This is a genomic window from Novipirellula artificiosorum, assembly GCF_007860135.1.
Classification (GTDB): Bacteria; Planctomycetota; Planctomycetia; order Pirellulales; family Pirellulaceae; genus Novipirellula_A; species Novipirellula_A artificiosorum.
In genome coordinates this window covers 595,983-619,355 of record NZ_SJPV01000002.1, presented here as the reverse complement: position 1 = coordinate 619,355, position 23,373 = coordinate 595,983, and the positions used below count along the sequence as shown (strand labels likewise).

18 protein-coding genes and 1 pseudogene are annotated in these 23,373 nt (G+C 56.2%); 11 read left to right on the top strand and 8 right to left on the bottom strand.

From position 1 onward, the window contains the following. Positions 1 to 60 precede the first annotated feature (60 nt). The gene (locus Poly41_RS08170; protein WP_146525408.1) at positions 61 to 996 is read left to right on the top strand and encodes a lactate/malate dehydrogenase family protein; all 936 of its coding nucleotides are present in this window, start codon (positions 61 to 63) and stop codon (positions 994 to 996) included. Between the two features lie 697 nt (positions 997 to 1,693). Here the strand turns inward: Poly41_RS08170 and Poly41_RS08165 are convergent. The 5 genes and pseudogenes from Poly41_RS08165 to Poly41_RS08145 form a co-directional block, all read right to left on the bottom strand. Further along, entirely contained in the window at positions 1,694 to 2,056 is a 363-nt protein-coding gene (locus tag Poly41_RS08165) for a transposase (protein WP_390621408.1), read from the bottom strand. Continuing rightward, positions 2,000 to 2,142: pseudogene (locus tag Poly41_RS35630) on the bottom strand (ISL3 family transposase); the annotation flags it as partial. The pseudogene Poly41_RS35630 and the gene Poly41_RS08165, both read right to left, overlap by 57 nt. 658 nt (positions 2,143 to 2,800) lie before the next feature. Then, positions 2,801 to 5,059, bottom strand: coding sequence for an ABC transporter permease subunit/CPBP intramembrane protease (locus Poly41_RS08155; protein WP_146525405.1), 2,259 nt, complete (start codon positions 5,057 to 5,059; stop codon positions 2,801 to 2,803). After that, the gene (locus tag Poly41_RS08150; protein WP_146525404.1) at positions 5,056 to 5,856 is read right to left on the bottom strand and encodes an ATP-binding cassette domain-containing protein; all 801 of its coding nucleotides are present in this window, start codon (positions 5,854 to 5,856) and stop codon (positions 5,056 to 5,058) included. Before Poly41_RS08150 ends, Poly41_RS08155 begins: the two co-directional genes overlap by 4 nt. A gap of 197 nt (positions 5,857 to 6,053) precedes the next feature. After that, the gene (locus Poly41_RS08145; protein WP_146525403.1) at positions 6,054 to 7,376 is read right to left on the bottom strand and encodes a homoserine dehydrogenase; all 1,323 of its coding nucleotides are present in this window, start codon (positions 7,374 to 7,376) and stop codon (positions 6,054 to 6,056) included. A 206-nt stretch (positions 7,377 to 7,582) separates the two neighbouring features. On the opposite strand from Poly41_RS08145, the gene infA reads away from it, so the two are divergent. The 3 genes from infA (at position 7,583) to Poly41_RS08130 (ending at position 10,775) form a co-directional block, all read left to right on the top strand. Then, on the top strand, positions 7,583 to 7,804 hold the full coding sequence (gene infA, locus Poly41_RS08140; RefSeq protein WP_146525402.1) for a translation initiation factor IF-1: 222 nt from the start codon (positions 7,583 to 7,585) through the stop codon (positions 7,802 to 7,804). A gap of 248 nt (positions 7,805 to 8,052) precedes the next feature. Continuing rightward, a complete protein-coding gene (locus Poly41_RS08135; protein WP_231615511.1) occupies positions 8,053 to 9,774 on the top strand; it encodes a hypothetical protein in 1,722 nt (573 codons plus the stop codon). Positions 9,775 to 9,878: 104 nt separating this feature from the next. Beyond that, positions 9,879 to 10,775, top strand: coding sequence for a DUF1571 domain-containing protein (locus Poly41_RS08130; protein ID WP_146525401.1), 897 nt, complete (start codon positions 9,879 to 9,881; stop codon positions 10,773 to 10,775). On the opposite strand, the gene Poly41_RS08125 is transcribed toward Poly41_RS08130, so the two are convergent. After that, positions 10,760 to 11,857, bottom strand: a complete 1,098-nt coding sequence (locus tag Poly41_RS08125) for a nucleoside hydrolase (protein ID WP_146525400.1) — start codon at positions 11,855 to 11,857, stop codon at positions 10,760 to 10,762. The genes Poly41_RS08130 and Poly41_RS08125 overlap by 16 nt on opposite strands. Positions 11,858 to 12,020: 163 nt before the next feature. Between Poly41_RS08125 and Poly41_RS08120 the strand changes: the two genes are divergently transcribed. The 3 genes from Poly41_RS08120 (at position 12,021) to Poly41_RS08110 (ending at position 15,168) form a co-directional block, all read left to right on the top strand. Then, entirely contained in the window at positions 12,021 to 13,265 is a 1,245-nt protein-coding gene (locus Poly41_RS08120) for a Glu/Leu/Phe/Val family dehydrogenase (protein WP_146525399.1), read from the top strand. 152 nt (positions 13,266 to 13,417) lie between these two features. Further along, positions 13,418 to 14,302, top strand: coding sequence for a DUF6655 family protein (locus tag Poly41_RS08115; protein ID WP_197231150.1), 885 nt, complete (start codon positions 13,418 to 13,420; stop codon positions 14,300 to 14,302). A gap of 11 nt (positions 14,303 to 14,313) precedes the next feature. Next, entirely contained in the window at positions 14,314 to 15,168 is an 855-nt protein-coding gene (locus tag Poly41_RS08110; protein WP_146525398.1) for a class I SAM-dependent methyltransferase, read from the top strand. Here Poly41_RS08110 and Poly41_RS08105 read toward each other — a convergent pair. Together Poly41_RS08105 and Poly41_RS08100 are read right to left on the bottom strand one after the other, a co-directional pair. Further along, complete coding sequence (locus tag Poly41_RS08105; protein WP_146525397.1) at positions 15,141 to 16,073, bottom strand: N-acetylglucosamine-6-phosphate deacetylase; 933 nt, start codon at positions 16,071 to 16,073, stop codon at positions 15,141 to 15,143. The two genes, Poly41_RS08110 and Poly41_RS08105, sit on opposite strands and share 28 nt — an antisense overlap. Beyond that, positions 16,070 to 16,834: a glucosamine-6-phosphate deaminase gene (locus Poly41_RS08100; protein WP_231615510.1), complete on the bottom strand. Its 765-nt coding sequence runs from the start codon at positions 16,832 to 16,834 to the stop codon at positions 16,070 to 16,072. Before Poly41_RS08100 ends, Poly41_RS08105 begins: the two co-directional genes overlap by 4 nt. A 253-nt stretch (positions 16,835 to 17,087) precedes the next feature. On the opposite strand from Poly41_RS08100, the gene Poly41_RS08095 reads away from it, so the two are divergent. The 4 genes from Poly41_RS08095 (at position 17,088) to Poly41_RS08080 (ending at position 23,360) form a co-directional block, all read left to right on the top strand. Further along, the gene (locus tag Poly41_RS08095) at positions 17,088 to 19,244 is read left to right on the top strand and encodes an alpha-L-fucosidase (RefSeq protein ID WP_146525396.1); all 2,157 of its coding nucleotides are present in this window, start codon (positions 17,088 to 17,090) and stop codon (positions 19,242 to 19,244) included. 227 nt (positions 19,245 to 19,471) lie between these two features. Further along, the gene (locus Poly41_RS08090) at positions 19,472 to 19,864 is read left to right on the top strand and encodes a DUF3859 domain-containing protein (RefSeq protein ID WP_146525395.1); all 393 of its coding nucleotides are present in this window, start codon (positions 19,472 to 19,474) and stop codon (positions 19,862 to 19,864) included. A 224-nt stretch (positions 19,865 to 20,088) separates the two neighbouring features. Then, a complete protein-coding gene (pta, locus tag Poly41_RS08085; protein ID WP_146525394.1) occupies positions 20,089 to 22,194 on the top strand; it encodes a phosphate acetyltransferase in 2,106 nt (701 codons plus the stop codon). Continuing rightward, a complete protein-coding gene (locus tag Poly41_RS08080) occupies positions 22,191 to 23,360 on the top strand; it encodes an acetate/propionate family kinase (RefSeq protein WP_146525393.1) in 1,170 nt (389 codons plus the stop codon). The genes pta and Poly41_RS08080 overlap by 4 nt, the downstream gene beginning before the upstream one ends. The last annotated feature ends 13 nt before the right edge of the window (positions 23,361 to 23,373 follow it).

Below are 23,373 nucleotides of genomic sequence, written 5' to 3'. Positions count from 1 at the left end.
GTGTCGGTCCGGTGTCGCTCAGGCATACAGGGGCCCGGCCCACAACAGGAAGAACTTCTTATGAAGGTAGCGATTATTGGCGGTGGCGGATTGGTTGGTTCGTGTGCTGCGTATGCACTTCAATGCGGCGGCCAAGTCCGTGAAATCGCGTTGTTGGATGTCAACCAAGAATTGGCGGTTGGCCAAGCACTCGATCTACAGCATGGTGGCCCGAGCGTTGCCGATCAAACCATCGTTGGCGGCGGTTACGAGCAAATTCCCGACAGTGATGTCATTTGTATCACTGCGGGACTGCGTCGTAAGCCGGACGAGTCGCGGTTGGATTTAATCAACCGCAACACCGACCTGTTCGTCCAAATTCTCAAAGACGTCAAGGCCGCGGGTCCAAAGCCGTCGGCAATCGTTTTGGTCGTCAGCAATCCGGTCGACATTCTGACCTACGTAGCCGCGAAGATGCTCGATTTGCCGGTCAATCAAGTGATTGGTTTGGGGACTCAGCTGGACACGATCCGTTTTTGTTCCTTGATCGCCCAGCAACTCAATGCGCCGCCGACCCAAACGAAGGCGTTGATCCTTGGCGAGCATGGCGAGACGATGGTGCCGATTTGGAGCAGTGCAACCATTGGCGGGTTGCCCCTCGATAAGTTCTCGGGCTGGAATCATGGTGTTGCCAACCAAGTTTTCACTCGGACACGCGGTAGTGGCGCCGAAGTGATCAAACGTAAAGGTGGAGCTGGCTTTGCCGTGGGGATCGCGATCCGCGACTGCATTGACGCCATCGCGCTGGACCGCCGCTGCATTTTGCCGGTGAGCAGCGTCCAAGACGGATGCTACGGCATTCGCGACGTCTCGCTGTCGGTTCCGACAGTGATCGGACGCACTGGTGTGATGCGTCGTATTGAACTCGATTTGTGGCCAAAAGAAATTCAGGGCATTCGGGCAAGCGGGACTGCGCTGCGAAATACGCTTACTAAGGTAATGGAGCGAATCGGCTAACGCGGCGTTGCCGCGACGGGTCTTGAAACGCTTCGTATTGACGGATGCAACTGCACCAAGAGGAGGTCGCTTGGCTGTCTCCTGAGTCGGTCAAGATCGCATCATGCCTCAGGACGGGGTGATCAGGATTGCGGGAAAACGCGTGTAACGGCTGCGTAACTTGTCACCTGTCACTCCTTCCCGGGGCATGGCGTTGTTTCGTCTGCGGATGAGCGCCAGTCGCGGGCTCGGGCGTGTACCGATTTCAAGTCAACCGCCGCGACCGCGTGATCATGGACGTCGTCGATCGATGTTAAGGAGCCAACATGGATACTTCTTTCACTCTACGTTCACCTTCCGTCGACGGGTTGCGCGGACGCTTGAAACACAGAGGCACAGAGGAACAACGAGCCGATCCTCCGTGCTTTCTCCTTGGACCGCGTGTTCTCTGTGGTGCGCCCCTTTTCTTCCTGGGGTGATGGGTGACGGGGCGTCACGGCAAATCGCGAAGCCGCTTCGACGATCGACCGGATGCCTGAGTCTGCAGAAAGGACCGCCACGGAAACCGGGGCGTCTACCTCCGTGCTGACCTAAACGCTAGTGCGTTGTCCAGATTAAAAACTAGGGTGAGACTGGACGGCTCGCGCCGTTCCGCTACAAGTTTTAGCGGTATTGGGCGCGAGCCCTCCGGTCCCTCGAACCCTAAAATTAAGCTTCCTTAGAAGAATCTGTGGGTGAATTTTGGCTCAGGCAGCGCGGCAAGGTTGTGATAGAGCGCTGTTTCGTAAGCTTCTTGGGTGCGAAAACCGTAGGATTTTCTGGTAATCAGTTTTAGCTTGTTGTTAAAGCCTTCTACAACGCCGGATGACAACGTCCCTCCGGCTCGAAACCAGTTCAGCAGCAATTCGCGTTTCTTGCGGAGCGTCTTGGCTAAATCCTTCATCGGATCGATTTTGCTTCTCATCGCGCGCGTACACCAAGCATCAAGAAACTTACCTGCCGATGCATGACGTGAAAACGGTCCAGGATACGAATCGCGTGAGGGCCCTTCTTGGCAATCACTTTCAAGTACGCCTGCCACATGTCACTGCAAACAATTGGATGTCTGTTCTCCTTCCTATTGAGGATTGCCCAGTCAAACGGGAGGCAGGCTCTGCTGCGGAGCAACCTACCGAGAGATAACTGGGCCAGGAAGGGAAATGTTTCGGCTCATCCGACGGAAGCACGCGGAACCCAGACTCGAGGTTTTTTGGAGGTATGGCTCCGGTGTCCAATGATCTCTTCGAAAAGAGTCCCCAACGGACGGTCGTCCGCCGGGAACCGGTAGCACCCTTGGCGCACCGTCGACCGGGATATCCCTTGTCAAGTTGCACCTCTGCAGAGCTCCACTCCGTTTCTCCCGGCAACTGCACGATAACAAGTGAAAATAGCTCCTGCCAGCAATGATGGGACACCGGAGAGATGCCTCGAAAACCTCCTGCGCACGCTTCCGCCGGATGAGCCAGAGTTTCTCGCTGGGAAAGGGTCGAACGAGCGTGTCTTTCCGGGATTTCTGTTTGGGCTTCGAGATGGAATGACGCTGAACACCTTCTTTCTGCCCTGAAATGCCTTAAAAAACCGGGGGATCGGAATGAAGATGGCAAAAAGCTACCCACCCATTGCGTGGGAGAGCCAAATGGTTTGGATGAGCCCTTTCCGCGGAGCGCCGAGCGAGTGTTTGAGCACCGGCAAAGGCACTCCAAATCACCGATCCCTTGTGCCCCATTTTCGATGGTTTTCACCCACTAATTCGTCCGAGGAGCCAAAATTAAAGATTGACAAAACGCTAGGTCGATGCCATCAACCGAGTCGCGGGATCAACGATTGTGTTGTCCAGTTCGATATGGTCGGCTTCCGCATCGGCGGGATGGGTGTTCAGCGTGATGAACCACCACAAACAGATTCCCGCAATGGCGACGCAGGCGACCAGCCACAACGGTTGATACTGGGGGCCTTCGGCGGTCGTATGAAACATCATCGAGGCTCCGCCCCATTGGCTGTTGGCGATTCGCCCCATCGATACCGACAAGGCATTGTTGGTCAAGTGCAGCAAGATTCCGGGCAGCACACTGCCGGTTCTCAGCGCGATGAAACCGAGCAGCAGCCCCATCACCGTTGCTGCAATCGACTGTTGCAGCACTCCATGCGAGATGCCGAACAGGATCGCGGTGACCACGACCGCACGCACAGCGTTTTTTCCTCGTTGCAGCCCACCGAAAATGAAACCGCGAAACGCGAGTTCTTCACAGACCGCAGGAACCAAAGCCATCAGGAAGACCACCGATAGCCATGGCGCCGTGGTGATTTGCTCGGCAAAGGGCTTCATTGCGGCCGCCGCCTGTTCGCTAACCGGGTACATCTGGTTGATCCACGACGCCAGCGTGACATAGAGGGGGTGTAGTGAAGCGCCAAGCAGCACGGCTAAGGGCAACGTCGGCCAGTAAGGCATGCGAATCCGCAGACTCTTTCTCAATGACGTGGTCAAGACCGTTGCCATCAAGAGCGTCGGAGCCAAAATCATGCCAATCTGCGGCATCAATACCAATTGAGCGATACCAGAAAAGGTGGTTGGCATCTCGGTCACCGCCAGCTTTCCGAAGAACAAAGCAACCAAGATGATCGCACCACATGCGATCGCTTGGCCTGGAGTTGCCGCCGTTTGCCGATCTCGCCATAGATGACGCACCCAATGACGTAGCTCCCACTGGTCGTTGCCACCAAACAGCACCGACTCGTCTTCAAATTGTTTGTGTGCCCATTTTGCAGCCATCCATAAACAGACTCCGGTGACGACCGCGACGATCGGCAGATGCCACAACGCCAAGACGTATTGGCCTTCCACCAAGGCGCGCACCAGCAGGAACATCCCGGTTACGGGAATCAAGCTGGTCCCGGCTGTCAACGAGGTGCCCGGCAACATCGGCAACATCACCAGCGGTAACGTGACCATCATCAACGGCATCAAGTAGTATTGTCCCTCTTTACTGCTACGGGCCATCGCGGCAACGGCGAGTGCCAGAGCGCTAAATAGGGCCGACAATGGGACGAGGGCGACGAGTAACCAGAGCATCGGAGCCATGGGTGGTGCGCCAATCGTATTGTCGACGCTGCCGATTCCAATTTGTCGAAAGACAAACGAGCTGGTCACGAGCATGCTGCTCGCATTCAAGATCGCCGTCATCATGCTGAACGTCGTGACGGTCGCCAACTTGCCCATCACAATTTCGGATCGCAGGGCAGGGCTGCACAGCAAGGTTTCGAGTGTTCCACGTTCTTTCTCACCGGCGACCAAGTCGATCGCGGGATAGAAAGCACCGGTCATGGCCCAGACCAACATGATGAACGGCAGCAATTTGCTCCACAGCGCCGCTTCCCGTGTTCGTTCGGGTGCGATATCGACGTCGGACAACCGGAAGGGTTCAATCGCGTCAAGATCGACGCCGGAGCTGGCTAAACGATCACGAATCCACCCCCCACGCCATGTGTTCAGCACTCCCGTCACACGGTCACGTGCTACCATCGATTGATCCGACGCGACGTTGTACAGCAACCGAATCGATGCGTCTTGGTCGCTGAGTCGATGCTTTGGCTCGGCAAAGGCCGGGGGGACCATGACCACACAATCAAACAATCCATTGCGAACCCAATCGCTGGCGCGCTCGGCGACCGTATGGTCGGTGATCACATCCTTCCATCGATAGGTCACCACGCGCAGTTGCTGTGCATCCGGAGCGAGATCCGCTGCGAAGGCGTCTTCGGATACCAATGAGGGAACATCGGGCAAGTGCTCGGTTCCCACCACGCAAACACTGGTGGGATGCTGCTGAGTGAACTGCGCGATTTGTAACAGTAGGGTTCCAACGATCGGATACAGCAAGATCGGTAAGACCGCGATCGTGAACAACGTTCGGCGATCACGAAGTTGGTCTCGCATCTCACGGGCGTAAATCAGCCAGATTGCCGACAGACGTGGCCGACCGGCAAGCTTGGCCGCACGTCGTTTTTGTTTCGCCGTTTGCGGCGGGTCGTAGAGGGGGTTGCTCATGCTGACGCTCCACAGGTTTGATCGTTGTCCCGTTCGCAGTCAACGCGTTCGCAGTCGCCCCGTTCATGGTCGCTTAGCAGGCCGAAAAACAGTTCTTCAAAATCTTCTTGTCCATGCCGCTGGCGAAGTGCTTCGAGCGTGCCGCTATCGAGGATTTTTCCGCGGTGCATGATCGCGATTCGGTCGCACAATCGTTCGACTTCGCTCATGATGTGCGTTGAAAAAATCAAGCATTTCCCACATTCCCTCAGGTCACGGATGACCGACAATAGATTCCTCGCAACCATCACATCCAGTCCAAGTGTGGCTTCGTCGAACACCAACACGGGCGGATCGTGGACCATCGCGCGTGCGATCGAGACCTTTTGTTTCATGCCCGTCGACATTTTGCCGCCGGGAACGTCGCGAAAGTCGTTCATGCGCAATTGGGAGAAAAGTGTTTCGAGACGCTCGGCGAGAACGTCTCGGGGCATCCCGTGTAAGCGGCCAAAGTACTCCACCATCTCCCATGCGGTCATTCGGTCGTACATGGCCGTGTTGTTACTGACGAAACCGATCCGCCGTCGAACTTCCGCTGGGTCGATCCCGACGTCGTAACCTGCCACGTTGGCGATACCGGATGTCGGGGTGAGCACGGTGCTGAGGATTCGTAGGACCGTCGTTTTGCCCGCACCATTGGGGCCAAGCAGACCAAAAATCTCCCCAGATCCGACGGTGAAGGAGACTCCATCGACGGCCGCGAAAAGGCCTCGATGCAGATCCTCGTAGTGCTTGGTCAGATGCTGGACTTGAATCATGAGCGACCGAACGGGGACTCAGGTGTGACAATGGGGATGGGCGTCGGTCGGCTACGGTGCCACCGACCTGGCTGTCGATCTCTTGGACGCGTCCGGCGCGAGACCGAACCTATAGGATCGTAGCCCCGAATATCCTGTAGGGGAAACCGCCAAACTGCCATCGACGCACAAACCAGCAAACGATCTGAGACCGGGCCTTAATCCTTCACTCTAAGCCTTACAACCGGACCGGTAACGGCCGACAGCGACTGGATCTCTTCGGTTGCGGTTCGCGCGGCACCTTCTGCCGCCGCATGGGTCATGATGACCAAGGGGACGGTTCCGGATGGCGGTCCGCTGTCGTCCGCGTTGCCGTTTTCGGGTTCGTGTTGAATCACCGACGCGATCGAAATCTTGTGCTTGGCTAGGACCGCCGTGATGGCCGCCAAGGTGCCGGGATGGTTCGCGACATTGAGCCGGAAATAACATCTTCCCACCAGCGTGTCGGCTTCGCGTTGCTTAACCCGTGGAGGTTGATCGGTCGAGAAATATTCCAGCGTTTGGAAGGTCAACTTCGTTCGCCCCACGGCGGTATCGATCAGGTCCGCGGCCACAGCCGAAGCGGTCGGCATCTGACCAGCGCCAAGTCCATGGTAGAACACGGGACCGACCGCATCCCCAATCACTCGGATGGCATTGTAGGCGTCGCGGACTTCGGCCAAGGGGGTGCCAATTCGGACCAACGTCGGGCCGACCGACAATTCCAGCCCGTCATCCGCTAAGTTGGCCAAGGCCAGCAGCTTGATGCGATAGCCCAGTTGGCGGCTGAAACGCAAGTCATCGGGGTCAAGTCCATCAATGCCGACTCGCGGGATGTCTGCCCAATTCACCGTCGCGCCGAAAGCCAAATGGGCCAGAATCGATAGCTTTTGGGCCGCATCGGTGCCATCGACGTCCATCGTCGGGTCGGCTTCTGCGTAACCCAGTTGTTGGGCACGGCGAACGACATCTTCATACGAGGCGCCTTTCTCGTCCATCTGGGTCACGATGAAGTTGCTGGTGCCGTTCAAAATCCCTTCGAGTTTGCAAATCTGGTTGGCCGACAAACATTGGCTCAGATTGGCAATGATCGGGATCCCCCCCGCGACAGCGGCCTCGAACGCGATACTGCGTCCCAGTTCTCTCGCCCGGGTAAAAAGCTCGGGGCCGTGTTCGGCCAACAAGGCCTTATTGGCGGTCACGATATCCTTGCCCGATTCGAGCAAACGCAACATGATCGTTCGGGCGGGTTCCAGCCCACCAATCAGCTGGGCGACCACCTGGATATCGGGGTCGTTGATCACATCATCGATGGAATCGGTCACGATTCCGGATGGCAAATCAACATCGCGCGGTTTGGACAGGTCTCGAACGACCGCCTTTTTCAGCCACAACGTCCGCCCAGCGTGACGCGCCGTGCGATCTCCGTGGTCCAAAAGCAAGCGGGCAACACCGGTGCCAACGGTCCCGAGTCCAACGATAGCTACATTTGTTTTTTCCATGCCTTCAAATGTTAATCACCGCGACGGGGCAAGACGAGTGGTCGCAGTTGGAAAGCCCAAACCATCGCGTTTTGTGGCATGAAACATGCGGTTGCCTTGTAGGGATGTCCGGGAAAGCAGCCATTTTGGCGGTGCTGGACTAGATTTTTCAGCAATGGGTTGCTCTAATCTTTTGCTTACTTACTTAACACCTGCAGGTTTGAAACTTGGGAAAGAAAGAAGAGGCCTTCGAAGTCGAAGGCACGGTAACACAGGCTCTCGCGAACACGCGTTTTCGGGTTCAATTAGAAACCGGTAGCGAGGTGATGGCGCACGTTGCTGGCCGGATGCGGAAGCACTTTATCCGTATCGTTCCGGGTGATAAGGTGCGGGTCGAGTTGTCGCCTTACGACCTGACAAAGGGTCGGATCATTTTTCGAGAACGCTAAACTCTTACAGCGACCATTGCCCTTGGATGTGATCGTGCGATCACTCCCTTCTTTCTCAGGGCCTTTCAGCGACCACAGCTGACCCTCTCGGATGGCAAAATCCAACGGGTTGTTGGTTTCTTGCATCGCGGTGAAACTATTCTCGGTTTTGTCGGGTAATTTAACTAGACACACGCCTGCAGCTTGAGGTCGTTTACCGATCGATTGGCTTCACGCTTTTCTCGTATCTCCCTAAGGATGGTTCAAACATGCTTCTCAATCGCAACCGTGTTTCCAGTCACTTTGTATTGGGCGTCGCGGTGACATTCGCCTGCCTCGTTCAAGGCATTGGGACGCCGCCTCTCGATGCTCAAGATTCACTGCCAGCGAGATCGGGTGGTGCGGCGGTAGCCAGTGCAACCGATCCCGTGGTCGTTGTGACGATCGGATCGGTCAACAAGTTGATGCAAGACGTGAACTACATCACCGGCGTGGTCGGCCAGCCTCAGGTTGGCGGCATGTTCGCGATGATGGCCGGTACGTTTACGCAAGGCATCGACATGAATCAACCGATCGCGGTCGTGGTTCCACTTGTCAACGGTTCGCCGGAACCGATTGCCTTGCTTCCCACTGCGGATGTGAAAACCGTGCTGAAGCGACTCGAAGCTCAAACGGGTCCCGCCGATGAGCTTTCCGACGGGACCTTAGTGATCGCGGTCGGAGCCAATACGGTTTACATTCGCCAGCTTGGGAATTGGGCCGCGTTGGCACGTAACCGTGAGTTGTTGGATTTGGCTCCGGCCGATCCGAGCAGCGTCATGGAGGGCATGGGCAACAGCTATGACCTTGCGATTCGACTTCGCATGCAACAGGTCCCGACCGAAACCCGCAACATGTTGATCGCACAATTGCGGCAAGGGTTTGAGCAAGCGATTGCAAAGCAAGACCAAGCCGATGCCGAGGGAACTCGGGCGATGGCGGAAAGCTCGATCAAACAGATCGAGCAGTTGATTCAAGATACGAATGAATTGAAAATTGGATGGAATATCGATCAATCGGCAAAAGGGATTCACATTGACGGAGCGTTTACGGCGGTTGACGGCAGCCAATTGGCGGCCATCTACGGCGGTCAAAAAGCGATTCCTTCCCAATTTGCTTCCGTGATTCGAGACGATGCGGCTGCGTTTTATCATGCTGCGATGTCAATCGGTCCCGAAGCGATCGAGCAGTACATCGCAAGTCTTGAAACGGCAACTGCCGCGATCAACAACGCGATCAGTGAATCGGATGATTTGAATGAGGACCAACAGGTCGAAGTGCAAGCCCTGGTGGGCCGAATTGTCGACTTGGCGACCAGCAGCGTGAAGGAAGGCAAAGCCGATTTTGGTACGCTCTTGTTGGCCAACGAAGATGATTTTCAGTTTGTCTTTGGCAGTTTTGTTGCCGATGGCAACGAAGCCGCTCAGATTGTGAAGGACTTGGCTGCCAAGCTGCAAAATGAACCGAAGGCTCCACGGTTCTTGTTCGACCAAGAAACTTACAAGGGCGTTTCCCTGCATCGAATTGAAGCCGATGTCCCCGCAGGCGAGGATGAAGCTCGAAAGGTGTTTGGCGAGACGCTGCGTGTTCATGTTGGCACCGGTGCCAAGGCCGTATACGTGGCGGTTGGTGAAAACAGTGAATCCTTGATGAAGCAATTGGTCGATTCGGGGGCCAGCGACAACGGTGGCGTCCGACCGCTGGGGCAGATGACAGTCAAACTGCTGCCGATCTTGAAGTACGCTCAGTCCATCGAAACCAACGGCACCATCGCTGCGATGATCGATTCGTTGGCGACGGCGGCGGATCAAGGCAACGTTCGCATCGTAAGCAACAGCATTCCCAATGGACAGGATTCACGGATTACGGTGACCGAGGGGTTGTTGCAGGCGATCGGCGCAGCGGTGCGGCAAACGCAACAAGCGAAGATGCAACAGAACGACCAGTTCTAAGCGTTGATCGCGAGTCAAAGTAGGTCAGCCTTTCGAGGCTGACCTTTCGTACTTTTGAGTGTCAGGCTCTTCAGTCGGGCGTGTTCTTTTCCGTGGCGTGACTCTTGAATAGACATTGGACAATCGTTTCGCTCGCCATTGCACTCGGCGCAGCCGCTTATATGGCTGGTAGTTTTCGTCGGCCGTCTCGTGCGACAAGCGAGACAACGACGCCAGCGTCGATCGATTTGCGGTCAGCGGACGCTGGTGCGCCGAGCAGGACACGTGCTTCTTCGCTCGCCGAAGTGCTGGAAATGGCGGTTGCAGCACGCGAGTCGATGAGTGAAAACTTGAACGACTACACCGCTCGTTTTGTCAAACAAGAGGTTGACACGACCGGCGTTCTTGGTGGCATGACCGAGATCGAGTTGAAGGTGCAGACCCGACTTCGCGATCAGGCCGATTCGGCGCCGATGCGAGTCTATTTGAATTTCACTGCGCCCGAATCGGTACGTGGCCGAGAAGTCATCTGGGCGGCGGACATGCACGAGGGGCTGTTGGTCGTCCATGAAGCTGGCTTGCTCGGCATGTTGACGTTGTCGCTTGACCCTACGGGGATGTTGGCGATGCGCGGCCAGCGTTATCCGATCTATGAAATTGGGCTGGTTCGGTTGGTTGAAAAATTGATCGAACGCGGCCAGAAGGACTTGGACAATCCCGATATCGAAGTCACGATCACGAGTGACTACTTGCTTGAGGAGGTCCCCGCGGAATTGATTCAGGTTCGGCGAACAAAGCCACCGCCATCGAATTCGGTTGACGAGGACAATTTCTCGCTCGCGGAAATCGTGATCGATCCCCAGCGACAACTGATCCTCAGCTATCGGAGTTTTGGCTGGCCAGCATCCGAGGGAACGCCTCCACCGTTGCAGGAGTCGTACACCTATCACGACATTCAAACGAATGTCGGGCTAAGTGAAAAGGACTTCGACCCGAAAAACCCCGCCTATCGCTTTCCGTAGCTGGGTTGGATCGAGTGGGGCGGTTCACTTGCCAAGGCAGCCAGTACCTCGGTGACTCTCGTGATCTGCTGCGTGGAAACGTTCAGGTATTGATGTTTCCCATCATGGTCAGGGGTAAAGCTCGTCAGGCCGTCGTCCGCAACGGTCACTCGGCCGGGCTTGGACAAGCCAAAATAATCGCGACGGGGGCGAATGGCCGCCAAGACGCTGGTCAGATCCCATGTTGGACGGTTGTGCGGCGGTGGGTTGTAGGCGATGTAGGCCTCTGGCAACGGATGGTGAAGGATATAGCGGTAATCCTGTTCGATGCTTTGGTGTGGATAGGGAATTGCGATTCCAATTTCAAATCCGCTCCACACGATTGGGGTCGGCCACTCGGAGGCAATTCGCTGGGCGGATGGAATGTCTTTGATGATGTTGTATTCTTTGTGATCGTAACGCTTTCCGCCCTTGCCAGCGATTTGTTGGAAAGCTCCTGCCATCATCGATAACAAACGGACTTTTTGCTTGACCAATTCGACTCCCGTCAACGGGCTAACGTCATCCGCAGGCGACTGCAATAGACTCGCCATGTTGGTGGAGAACCCCACTTGTACAATCACCACGCTATGATCGGTTGCCTCTGCGAGGCTTTGACGCAGCACCGTCACGGCATCGGGGGCCTGTTCGCCTGACATCAGGTCATGCGGAAAGCGAAGCTGGTCGTTGTCCTCGATCTGTGCAAGCGGATTAAACCGTCCGGCTTCGGGTGTCATGCCGCTGCGACAAACACCGATCGGAACATCGCCTCGTCCATAGAATGTATTGACCGCATCGGTGAAAGCCGCGGCCAGGGGGTGATCCTTGGTGATGGTGACCGCCATCAGTTCGCATTCGCCACGTGACTGCAAAGCATGGATCACTCCGAGTGCCAAGACGTCATCGACATCATTGCCAATGTCGGTGTCAAAGATCAGCGGAACGGGGGCCAGTTCATTGGCGACGGCTGAGACAGGAAAAGAACGGAGCGCGATGGCGAGGACCGCAAATGCAGTAAGGATTGTTAGTGTCGGTGTCGTCGACGAACGAGCAGGGGCGAGCATGGGGGGCCTTGTTGAAGCTGCAAACGAGGGAAAGAATGAATCGGGATACGAAAGATCAACATAGTTCATTCTTCTCAGCGGTCCAACTCACGCGCCCGCAGAGCAGGTTGAAATCCACTAGAATGCAGCGAGTGCTCGAACCTTATGATGGAGAAGTTGGCTGATGCGAGCCTTTGAAGCGACACAGACCTTTTTTGATATGGCGGCAGAGCATCTGAACATTGAACCGGCGATGCGTGAGGCGCTGCTGATGCCTGGAAGGGAAATACAGGTCCAAGTCTCGATTGAGATGGACGATGGCAAATTAGCAAACTTCGTTGGTTTTCGTGTCCAGCACGACAACGCTCGCGGGCCGATGAAGGGTGGGTTGAGGTTTCATCCCCAAGTGGATCTCGACGAAGTCCGAGCGCTCGCATGTTTGATGACCTGGAAAACCGCTGTGGTCAATCTGCCCTATGGCGGAGCGAAGGGTGGGATCGGTGTCGATCCGTCGAAATTGTCCAAACGCGAGATTGAGCGGTTAACTCGAGCCTTTGTGGACCAAATCCACGACATTGTGGGGCCTGATACCGACATCCCTGCGCCCGACATGGGGACGGATCATCAGGTCATGGCATGGTTTCGCAATCAGTGGGAAAAATACCATGGCTTCAACCCTGCCGTGATCACCGGAAAACCGGTTGAAGAATATGGCGCGAGAGGTCGCGAAGAGGCGACGGGACGTGGGGTCGGTATCCTGACGCTCAAACTGGTTCGCCGACTCGGAATGAAGCCTGAAAATTCCAACCTTGCCATTCAAGGATTCGGAAACGTGGGAACGCATGCCGCCAAATTCCTGCATGAATCGCAATTTCCTGTTGTTGCGGTCAGCGATATTTCGGGAACCTACTATCACCCAGATGGATTGGACATTCCCGAGGTTTTGCGATACAAGATGAAGCACCCCAATGGATTGCTCGAGGGATTTGAACAATGCGAGCGATTACCCGGTGATGCCTTGCTTGCGCTCAAGGACGTCGACGTCTTGATTCCCGCGGCGATCGGTGGCGTGATCACCGAGCAGAACGTCGATGGCATTCATGCCAAGGTGATCGTTGAAGGGGCCAATGGGCCGGTCATGCCCGCTGCGGACTCCATTTTGCAAGATCGCGGGGTCACGATCTTGCCGGACATTCTTGCCAACGCGGGAGGCGTGACGGTGAGTTATTTCGAATGGGTACAGAACCGACAACACTATCGATGGTCGCTCGACCGTGTCCGCCAAGAACTCGACCACACGATGAATGAGGCCTTCGAAACGGTTTGGCAGACCTCTCAGCAGCACAATATTTCGCTACGGACCGCAGCGTTCATGATTGGGATTGCCCGAGTTCATCGTGCGACCGAGTTGGCAGGATTGACAAGCTAGCCGGTGAGTCGCCGTGATTGCTAGCATGCGATTTGGGCTTGCTGGCTGAGATGCGATCGGACTATACGATCTGGTGTGAATCTGTTTTCCCCGCCCTTGGTCGATCCTTGCCCCAACTATCGATGCTGCGTTTCTGTTCCCATTCCGTTCGAATGACTCGGCTCTTGCTCGGCTTGCTGCTTGTGTCGGCAACTTGTGTGGGATGCGGGACGACACGCGAACGTGAAGCGACCGAGCAATTGGTGCTCAGCAATGCGGTCGATCGGAGCATTTCGAGTATTGATTTTCGGCCTTTGACCGGACGCAAGGTGTATCTGGACACCAGCTACCTGCGGCAGGTGAAGACTTTGGGGTTCGTCAACTCCGAATACGTCACGAGTGCGCTGCGCCAACAGATTGCGGGTGCTGGGTGCTTGTTGCAGGACACCAGCCAGGATGCGGATATCATCATCGAGGCCCGTTGTGGTACGCTTGGCTCGGATGACCACCGTGTGACGTTTGGGATTCCCGAGAACAATTCGTTGTCGTCCGCAGCATCGCTGATTCCCAATTCACCGAGTTTGCCTTCGATCCCTGAGATTGCCGTGGCTCGGCGAGATGCACGCGAAGCGGCTGCAAAGATCGCCGCCTTCGCTTATGACCGGGAAACACGCAAAGCCGTTTGGCAATCGGGCGTTCGGCAGTCCACGGCAACCGCGCGCGACACGTATGTCTTGGGGGTCGGGCCGTTTCAAGCGGGATCGATTCGCGAAGGAACGAAGTTGGCCGGCAGTCGATTTGTCCGGTTTGGCGACAAGACCGCCAACCATTCGCCCTCGGAGAGTTTCGAGCGTCCACCGGTCGACTATACTGCGGAGATTCGTTTCCAGGACGGTTGGCCGATCTATGACAAACAGTCGGTGGCGGCTCATTTTGTCGAAGATACCGGAGGCGGAAGCAACGACGCGCCGACCGTCGAGCCGGAGGAGCCGGTCGACGGCGCGACTTCGATCGCGACCTCGCCGACGTCGGAAGAAGACGACCATCCGATTCGCTAAGGGCACCGCGTGTGTATCAGTTGATTGATTTCGGAGCCGGGCGGAAGCTCGAATCGCTCTCGGGCTACACGATTGAGCGTCCCTCGCCCGCTGCGGAAAACGTTCGTCGACTGCAGCCACGTCGCTGGGACAACGTCGACTCGGTTTACGATTCATCTCGTAAGCAGTGGATTCACCGATCGCCATGGCAAGAAGGTCTCAACATCGATTGTGGCGATTTTCGGATGCCCGTTCGTCCGACTCCGTTTGGGCATATCGGTGTTTTTCCGGAGCAATCCGGCAATTGGCGTTGGCTTTCGCTCAAGCCGGTTTCATGGAAAGGTCCGGAACGTCCTTTGGCGCTCAACTTGTTCGCCTATACCGGTGCCAGCACGATCGCCTTGTCGTCGGCTCGCTATGACGTCGTGCATGTCGATGCCGCGAAGCCCAACGTCGCTGCGGCGAAAGAAGCCGCTCGCTTCAATGGATTGCAAGCTGCTCCGATTCGGTACCTGGTGGACGATGCCCGGGCATTGGTTGCTCGTGAAGTTCGTCGCCAGCGGCAATACCACACCCTTGTTCTCGATCCGCCGGCCTACGGCCACACGCCCAAAGGGAAGACATGGCGTTTGGAACGCGACCTTTGGCCATTGATCGACAACTGCTTGCACCTGATTGACCCGGCGTGCTTTCGGCTTTTAGTGACCGGGCACTCACCGCAAGTCGCGGAGCGCGACGTGATCGATCACTTGCGCAAATCGGATCGGCTACGCAGCGTGTTCCGCCGTGATGCCTTGGTGACGACAGCAGAGCGATCGACGCTATCCGATTCGGCGGGCCGGCATCTTGATGCCGGATTCTACGTCCGAGTGGAAACGGGCGACTGATCCATCAACCGTAGCGGATTCGTCCGCATCCATGTGTCAAGAGTGGCTTCATTGACCCCGGCATGGTCCCGCAAGATCTGTCGCATCCGTTTCATGGGGGTTGCACATCCGGCAAAATGGGTTCGGCACTCGGCCCACGCCGCTCCGTCGTCGTCGACATGGACGGTTTGCCCAGCGAGCGGATAGCTTCCTGGTCCCAACCCTGCGGCACTGATCGCATCGCTGACGATGATGATCTTGTCGCTCGGGATGCAAGCCAAGTAGTTCTTTAATGCGAACAAGGGGACATGATGCCCATCGGCAATGAAGCTAATCCACAATCGATCCGATCGGCTCAGCACACGTTGGATGATGTTGTCATGGCGTGCTTGGACTGCGGGACAACCATTGCCAAGATGCGTGAATAGCTTCAACCCGGCGTCGATGCAACGATCCAATTGTTCGAGGGATGCATCGCTGTGTCCCGCCGCGACGACCACGCCTTGACGCGTCAAGAATCGTGTGACGGCAGCGTCCTGATCGCATTCAGGTGCAAGGGTTAGTAATCGAACGTGGCCGCATCCGGATGCCAGCAACTGCTTGGTCGTGTCGAGATCTGCGGGAATCACCGCCGCCTTTGGGTGCGCTCCGACAAACCCATCATGCGGACTGAGAAAGGGGCCCTCGAGATGCAAACCTGCGACAACGGAACGGATCAAAGCCTGGGAATCGATCCATGACACGATTCGCTCGACTTGCTTGGTCATCGCGGCGATCGGTGCGGTGATGATGGTTACCAGACATTGCTCAACACCGTCGGCCCGCAGTCGCTGGCAGGCACGGATCATTGCCGCTTCGTTCAACGTTTCACTGTTGAAATCCACGCCAGCATAGCCGTTGACTTGCAGGTCAACCCAGCCAGTCATTTGACTCGCTCCATCAAATCGAGCGTTGATCGAGACAGTTGGCTGGCGGCGGCACGATCGCTCACGAACGTGGTGCCGTGGTGCCAACGCAGAATACTTGCGGGCGTTTTCGGTTCGATGGGTCCTTCCAGTGTGAGTTGGACCGCATTGGCTTTTCGTTCATCCGGCACGGAACAAAAGATTTGCTTGGCCTTCAGGATTTGCTGGATGGACATGCTGATCGCTTGGTTGGGGACATCGTCGATCGTGTCAAACCAACCTTCGCCGACCTGTTGTTGGCGGCACGCCTGATCCAATTGCACGAGTATGTAGGGATCGGTGACCTGGAAATCCGCTGGCGGATCGTTGAAGGCCAAGTGCGCGTTTTCGCCGATACCGACCAGGGCAACGTCGACGCTGCGCTGTTGAATTTGCTTGCCCGTTTGCTCGATCGTTTCTTGCGGGTCTTGATCGCCACGCAAATAGTGGAAATCAGCCAGTGGAACTTGTGTGACAAACCGTTCTCGCAAGTATCGGCAAAATGACGCTGGGTGGTCGTCCGACAAGCCGACATACTCATCCAAATGGAAGCCTTCGACTTTCGACCAATCGATCCTTGGTTGTTTGACGAGCGCTGCGAGAACTTCAAATTGGCTCGATCCCGTTGCGACCACAATCGAAGCGCTGCCGTTCTCTTTGATCGCCTGACGAATGCAATCGGCGGCCTGCTTGGCAACCCACTTGCCCATCGATTGCCGGTTAGCCGTTAGAATCGTACGCATGGTGCCTTTCAGTTTGGGACGCAAATCAAATGAAACAAGTTTGTTTTCGGAGATCCATTGTGCCAGAGAGTGAAGGTAAGGACGAGGCCGAGCGAGATCAAGGGAGCTAGAAAATTCCCTGGTTCCACCAAATCGGTCGCATCGGTCCAGCGATTGTCGTTGCTGCGGTCGTCAAGGTGTGTCAAACTACCTTCCCATCCCCCCACCCTCTTGCCGCCGCTTTTGCGAGCACCTTCGTTCACGAGCATCCGAAATGAAACTGGAATTCCTCGCCTTCGTTTCCCTCGTTTTGATGCCGCCGGTCGTCTTGGCGACGGAACCTCCCGAGCCGCTACTGCCGGTGCCAACTGAGCGCCAGTTGCGATGGCATGAAATGGAGTATTACGGGTTCGTCCACTACACAACCAACACCTTCACCGGTTTGGAATGGGGATACGGTGACGAAAGCCCTGAAATTTTTAATCCGTCGGATGCGGACGCCAACCAATGGGCGAGCGTTGCCAAGAGGTGTGGCATGAAAGGGTTGATTCTGACGGCCAAACACCACGATGGATTCTGTCTCTGGCCGAGCCAGTTCACGGAACACAGCGTCAAAGCATCGCCCTACCAACAGGGCCAGGGCGACGTTGTCAATGAATTGGCCGAAGCGTGCCGGCAGCAGGGAATTCGGATGGGCCTATATTTGTCCCCCTGGGATCGGAACCACGCCGAGTATGGATCGACCGAATACATCACTTACTATCGGAATCAGCTTCGCGAGTTGATGACAAACTATGGTCCGTTGTTTGAGGTTTGGTTTGACGGAGCCAATGGGGGGGATGGTTTCTACGGTGGAGCTCGTGAGAAACGCAAAATCGATTCCGACACCTATTACGACTGGGACAACACCTGGGCCATCGTGCGAGAACTGCAACCGATGGCGGTGATGTTCAGTGACGCGGGGCCCGATATCCGTTGGGTCGGCAATGAATCAGGAACCGGCAGCGAAACGAATTGGGCGATGCTTCGGCGTGCCGAATTTTCGCCGGGACGGGCCGATCGATCCGCGTTGCAAACAGGCCAAATTGACGGCACGCATTGGCTTCCCGCTGAGGTGGACGTCTCGATCCGACCGGGGTGGTTTTATCATGCTGAAGAAGATGATCAAGTCAAATCGCTTGAAAGGCTGATCGATATTTACTACAGCAGCATCGGCAACGGAGCAAATCTGTTGCTGAACATCCCACCGGACCGCCGTGGCCGGTTTCATGAGAAGGACGTTGAACGGTTGATGCAGTTTGGGCGTGTGATAGAACAAACCTTCAAGGCCGACTTGGCATTGGGCGCATCGGTGACGGCGACAAACGTGCGTGGCCAAGACGATGCCTTTGGGGCCGCCAAGCTGACCGACGGAGATCGAAATAGCTACTGGGCCGCCGATGACCAAGTCACCACCGCAGAATTGGTCCTGCACTTCGAGAAGCCAACCGAGTTTGATCGAATTCGGATCCAAGAATACATTCCCCTTGGGCAACGGGTGCAGCAATTCGCCGTGGATGCCGAGCTGGACCATGTTTGGCAAGAAATCGCCTCAGGAACCACGATTGGGCCTCGGCGTGTGCTGCGGGTGGCTCCCATCACCGCCGAGGCGGTACGAATCCGGATCAAGCAAAGCCGAGCTTGCCCGACGCTCAGCACCATGGAATTGTACAAGGCACCGCAAGACATCGAGCGTGTTGCGAACCAAAACAGTTACTTTCTGATTGGCAATTCGTTGACCTGGGACACGCGGCCAACGCTGCTCGATGGCGACGTTCAATTCCATGTCGATTGTGGCAAGAGTTTGCCCTACATCCGCGACCATTTCGAAAGCCCCTGTGTGAAGGAATCGACCTTATGGCCAGAGGCTTTGGCCAAGAAACAATATGACGCCATCGTTGTTCAACCGCACTATGGATCGACGCTCGATGAGGACGAAAAAGTGATTGGCGAGTGGGTCAAGATGCAACCTAATGCGATGGTCGTCCTCCACAGTGGGTGGGCGAAACAAGGCACTCGAGAGCTTGAATTCAATAACACCGAGGCTGACGGTTTGATGAAGCACAGCACCGCCTATCTCAACGCGCTGACCGATCGCCTAAAAAAACGCTATCCGAAGCAAACCTTTCGTCAAACGTATGCTACGGAGCTGCTGGCAAAGGTTGCAGCAGACATCAAATCAGGCGACGCCCCCTTCGCCAGCATTAGCGAGCTGTATCGCGACGAGATTCACATGACCCACGGTGCGGGGCGATACCTCATGCACAACGCAATGCGAACCGCTCTGGGGCAGCCCAAGTCGAATCAAGGCTTTGAGAGTTTGCAGCGGGAACAGAAAGCGTACCTTGATGAAACTTTGGTCTGGCATCAGAATCGGTATCCGAGCGATTGATGCGGTGATCTCAGCCTCCAGCAGGGCCCGAGTGGCGTCCTCGCTAGTTGTTCGCACTCGGCGTTGAGCTGATCACGACCGAGCGAGTGTTAGCCATTTCTTGATCAAGCTCAGGAAGGATCGATTCCGTGTAACTCCTGGTCGCTCCGAATGGGGGGGCAGAGGGGCTTGTGGAACGCCCCAGGGTTCCCTGTGCATCGTACCGGATATTCACTAAATTTTGGCGAATGGCTAAACGAAAACCTGAAATTCGCATGCGCAGCTACGGCCTCTACGCTCATTGGGACGCCGAGTCGAAAGAATTGCCCCGTTTCCTGCACTGCACGACCCGTGTCGAAGCGAAGCTGGGTGTGGAATTCGGATTCGTGATTCGCGTCAAAGGGGCCAAGAACCAGCGATTGGAATACTGTATCGACCACCCGGGCATTCTGGATTCCGAGGGGAAGCGGCGTCCGCCGTTTGGTGGAAGCCTATACGTCAAACAGAATGATTGGAATTTCTATCTTGGCGACACCGTCTGGGAACCGGTTGGCGACAAGCTTGGCGCATGGCGAATGTTCGTTGAACTCGATGGCGTCGTGGTTGCGGAAAAGACGTTTGAGGTTTATTCGACCCCTTAGGTGCTACAAATTGCCGTCCTTGTACAGACGCATTTATGGCGTATCATCGTGATCAGGCGCCATCGCGTCCGCCGTGCGTCTTGATCGGGAAAGAGGGCTGACCCTCTTGGAGGCGGACGGTCGCCTATGGCATGAATGAGGCCTTTCGCAAGAGTTTAATTCCAATATCAACGTCGCTCTGTAGAGGATCCGATTCCTTTCTTGGCTGACACTTAGAAATCGCAATGTCCGACAGTCTCTACTTAGCGACGAATGAAAACGCGACCGGCAAACGCATGATCGCGTTGGGGGTCATGGAACTCGCGATGCGGCGGTATGAGCGAGTTGTCTTCTTTCGGCCCGTTGTCCGCGTCAGCGCTGAAGAGGACCAAAGCATCCGGTTGATGCGATCTCGCTACCCCATGGCTGCAACGGCCCAGCAGATGGCGGGTGTGACACGCGCCGAAGCTCGTAGAATGCTCGCCGAAGATCGCTACGACGAATTGATCCAGCAGATCCAAGGTCGCTTCAAAACGCTGCAACAAGATGCCGATTTTGCAGTGGTCGAAGGGACGAGCTTTCAGGGGCTTGTGCCAGAGATTGAGTTTGAACTGAACGCCGATATCGCCGTCAACCTGGGCTGCGCCGTGATGCCCATTTATTCGGCTTACAACAAAACCATTGAGGATTGCATCCAGTCGATTCGAATCGGCAATGATTCGTTGACCGATCGCGGTGGTCAAATCATCGCTACCGTCGTCAACCAAATCCAGCCGGAGGATGATGATACATTTCGCGAGGCTTACTCGGACACGCCGCTGAAGGCAACGTCGCCGCTGTATCTGCTGCCCGAAGAACCGCTGTTGCGGCAGCCAACGGTCCGCGAGATCCAGACGGGTCTCGGGGCTGAGGTTTACAACGGTGATGAATCGACGTTTGATCGTGAAGTGACGCGACTTAAAGTCGCAGCCATGATGCTTCCCGATTTCTTGGAACGGCTTTATCCGTCAAGTTTGGTGATCACTCCTGGCGACCGCAGCGATATTTTGATCGGGTGTGCCTTGGCACGACTCGACGCGGAGGGCCCCTCACCCGCATGCGTTGTTTTGACGGGTAACCTGCTGCCGCCACCATCGGTCGAACGGCTGATCAAACAAACCAGTGGCTTGCCCGTTTTGATGACGCTGGTCGACACCTTCACGGCTGCGAAGCAAGCGTCGATGGTACGAGCCGAGATCGGCGAACACTCCCCTCGTAAGATTGAATCGGCGATCGGACTTTTTGAAAAGTACATCGATACCGAAGATTTGGCGGCTCGGCTGCAAGCCCCCATGGCTCACCGAGTCACGCCGATGCTGTTCGAGTATTCTTTGATTCAACGGGCACGAGAAAAACGGGTACGGATTGTGCTGCCCGAAGGCAGCGAGCCACGCATCCTGCAAGCGGTCGATGTGCTACGTCGGCGAGACGTTGCCGACATTACTCTACTCGGCGATCCGGCGCACATTCGTGCCGCGGCAAGCAAGTTAGGGGTCACTTTGCCAGCCAAGACGGGGGCGGGTTCCGCCGTCGAGATCATCGATCCTCGCAACTCACCGCTGCGGGAGTCTTTTGCCGAAGAGTACCACGAGCTTCGGAAAAACAAAGGCATCACCCTCGATGTGGCTCGCGACCGAATGCTGGAAGTCAGTTACTTTGGCACCATGATGGTGCTGCGAGGACTTGCCGGCGGCATGGTGTCTGGCGCCATTCACACCACGGCCAACACGATTCGACCCGCGTTTGAGTTCATTCGAACGCGTGACGGAGTGAGTTGTGTCAGTAGCGTCTTTTTGATGTGCCTGAAGCATGGTGTTTTGGTCTACGGCGATTGTGCTGTGATCCCCAATCCGACTGCCGAGCAACTCGCGGAAATCGCCAGCAGCAGTGCGGAGACGGCGGCTCAATTTGGTATTGAACCGCGGGTCGCAATGCTGTCTTACTCGACGGGCGAAAGTGGCACCGGCGAGGATGTTCAGCGAGTACGCGAAGCGACAGCGATGTTGCGTGCGAAGCGGCCGGATTTGCCTGTTGAAGGGCCGGTCCAGTACGACGCGGCGGTCGATCCGATGGTTGCGGCGACGAAGTTGCCTGATAGCGAGGTAGCGGGTCGCGCGACCGTATTCGTCTTTCCCGACCTCAACACGGGAAACAATACCTATAAAGCGGTCCAGCGATCGGCCGGTGCCGTCGCGATCGGCCCGGTACTTCAAGGATTACGCAAACCTGTCAACGACCTCTCACGCGGATGCACGGTGGCGGACATTGTCAACACCGTGGCGATTACCGCGATTCAAGCACAAGCAACATGAATGTCTTAGTCTTCAATGTCGGTAGCACCACGTTAAAGTTTGCCTGTATCGACACCACGTCGGGGCAACGGCTGAGCGACGGCTTGGTCGACCGCATCGGGCAAAGCGGTGGCGACGCCCCGGACCATTTGTCAGCGGCCAACCTCACGCTCGAAAAGCACGCGGCGATCAATGTCGATGCGATTGGTCATCGAGTGGTTCATGGCAGCGATTTCTTTACCGATTGCACGTTGGTCACTCGGAAAGTCCTCGATGATTTGGCGACGCTTGATTCGCTCGCTCCGCTACACAACCCACCTGCTCGTTCCGTAATTCAAGCGATCACCGATCGACAAATGCCGATCCCGCAGGTGATGGTGTTTGATACGGCCTACTTTGCGACCTTGCCTGCCAAGGCTTATCGCTACGCGGTTCCGGAAAAGATTTATCGCGACTTTCATGTCCGGCGTTACGGTTTCCATGGCACCTCGCACCAGTATGTCGCGCAAAGGGCTCTGGAGTACCTTGGCGGCGACCCTGCGGCAAAAAGGATCATCACCTTGCACTTGGGGGGCGGAGCCAGCGCCGCGGCATCACTCGGTGGCAGCGCGGTCGACGTGTCGTTAGGAATGACGCCGCTCGAGGGCCTCGTCATGGCCACTCGCACCGGGGACATCGATGCATCGGTGCCACTTCACTTGATGCGGCAAGCTGGCATGTCGATTGATCAGGTCGATCGGCTGTTGAACAAGGAAAGTGGGCTGATCGGGTTGTGCGGCGAAGCGGACATGCGGGCCATTCTACAGAGGCGTGAACAGGGCGACGCACTGGCCACGCTTGCCATCGACATCTACGTTCATCGGCTGATCAAGTATGTTGGCGCGTTTGCCGCGGTGCTCGGTGGTTTGGACGCATTGGTTTTTACCGCGGGCGTCGGCGAAAACGCGGCGGTTATTCGAGAGTTAGTGGCAAGGCCGCTCGGCTTTCTCGGCATCGCCATTGACCCAGAAACGAATCAGTCGGCGCGGCCGAAAGCTGAACAAATTGACCTCTCCGCCTCGGACGCAACCGTCTGCACGCTGATCGTCCCCACCAACGAGGAGTGGGCGATCGCCAAGCAGACCGAAGCATTCGTCTCGCAACAGCACGCCGTCGATGCCGGGCTCGCTGTCCAAGGCAGTCCATGACGAGGGTGACCGT